The 616-nt window shown below is 49.8% G+C and carries 1 protein-coding gene; it reads left to right on the top strand.

Going from position 1 to position 616, the window contains the following annotated elements:
- Positions 1–288 precede the first annotated feature (288 nt).
- A partial coding sequence (locus tag K0039_RS24770; protein ID WP_228106775.1) for a transglycosylase SLT domain-containing protein occupies positions 289–616 on the top strand: 328 nt, incomplete at its 3' end.

Here is a 616-nt window from a genome sequence, read left to right as displayed (position 1 = left end):
TCCTGTTTACCTCTTTCTCAGGAAGTTTAGTCTCCAGGATTTCCGGGGCGGTTCACTGTTACCTGTTCTGAAACGGCGGTGGGATGTGACGCCGGCAATTATCCGCGCGGTGGAATACCTTTCCCGGGTCCCGGTATCACACTGATGTTCTTTCCGTAACTGTTAATCATGATTTAATACATCCTGCTCGTGGGTTGCCAGAGTACCGGCAACGTTCAACAGCACGCACAGAGCCTTTCTGCAGCTGGTCAAGGGGAAGCAGCAAAGTTTACAAGTCAGGCACGATGGATGGACGATGGGACGTCTATCGCGCCAGATGGTGACTTGTGGGCTTTCATTGGCGACGAGCTAAAGATGGGAATTCCGGAAAATGACCGGATTCGCGAACAGAAACAGAAATATTTACGCAATAAGAGCTATCTCCACGATGTAACTTTACGGGCAGAGCCGTATATGTACTGGATAGCAAAGCAAGTTAAAAAACGTAACATACCTATGGAACTGGTACTACTACCCATAGTGGAGAGCGCTTTTGATCCTCACGCAACGTCTGGCGCCAATGCCGCAGGCATCTGGCAGATCATTCCGAGCACGGGGCGCAATTATGGTTTGAAAC

The organism is Terrisporobacter mayombei, from assembly GCF_020748465.1.
In the GTDB taxonomy this organism is placed as follows: Bacteria; Bacillota; Clostridia; order Peptostreptococcales; family Peptostreptococcaceae; genus Terrisporobacter; species Terrisporobacter mayombei.
The sequence above is the reverse complement of the archived record's forward strand: the minus strand, read 5'-3'. Positions and strand labels throughout refer to the sequence as shown.